The following is an 839-nucleotide window of genomic DNA, read 5'->3' as shown; positions in this document are numbered from 1 at the left end:
TGCGGCGGTTGGTGATGACCGTCATGTTGGTCGAGGCCTGCGCCACATGCGGCTTGATGGTCAGCACATTGCCGAGCTCCGGGATCGGATCGACCTGGAAGCTCTCGGTGTCACCGACAATCACAGCTTCAAAGCGCTCCCCCGCCCCGAAATGAATCGTGGTTGAATGCTTGAGATCGGTCTCGATACGGTAGACCTGGTTTTCGTTATAGACGGCGGTGCGGATGCGGATATCGAGCGGGCCGCCTTGCGGCGTGGCCTCGGCGTTTGCGGCAACAGGCATGGCAAGCGCTAGGAGGAGCGCGGGAAGGGATTTCATCTTGGTCAGTTCTCCAGGGTCTCGGCGTCGACGCGGTAGGAGGTCACCACGAAGCCCAAAGGGTTGGCCCAGACGTCCTGAAGGCGCTGGCGGGTTTCGGGTTGGAAGTCGTAGCCGACGGTGGCGACATAGGACCGGGTGACGGTGCGGGTGTCGCGGGGGCGGCGGAGCGTGCGGGTGAAGCGGACCTGGGCCACACCGCGCTCGATCTGGTTCACCGATTTGATCACCACCTCGATCTTGGCGTCGCGCCCGTAGACAGTGATCGGGTAGTCTTCGTTGGTGGAGGACCAGAGATCGCGCAGCGTGCGCGCGGCATCTCCGTCCGAGCGGTCGAGGACCGAGTTGATGCGTTGCTCGCCATCGGTCAGGTCATAGGTTTCACGGTCATCAACATAGGCCACGAGATTGGCCTGGATGATGGCGTCACTTTCCGAGAGTGTGAGTGCCTGAACAGCGGCGACCCGGTCCATCTCGCCGGTCTCCTTGTCGACCACGACCACGAAGGTCTCGGTCGTCT

At 62.5% G+C, this 839-nt stretch carries 2 protein-coding genes; both read right to left on the bottom strand.

Translation table 11 applies throughout. From position 1 onward, the window contains the following. Positions 1–319, bottom strand: a 319-nt coding sequence (locus tag A3728_RS18980; RefSeq protein WP_161489601.1) for a TrbG/VirB9 family P-type conjugative transfer protein, incomplete at its 3' end; no start/stop codon positions are given. Positions 320–324: 5 nt separating this feature from the next. Next, a partial coding sequence (locus A3728_RS18975; RefSeq protein WP_067927482.1) for a virB8 family protein occupies positions 325–839 on the bottom strand: 515 nt, incomplete at its 5' end.

This window comes from Sulfitobacter sp. HI0040 (assembly GCF_001634885.1).
Taxonomy (GTDB): domain Bacteria; phylum Pseudomonadota; class Alphaproteobacteria; order Rhodobacterales; family Rhodobacteraceae; genus Sulfitobacter.
The sequence above is the reverse complement of the archived record's forward strand: the minus strand, read 5'-3'. Positions and strand labels throughout refer to the sequence as shown.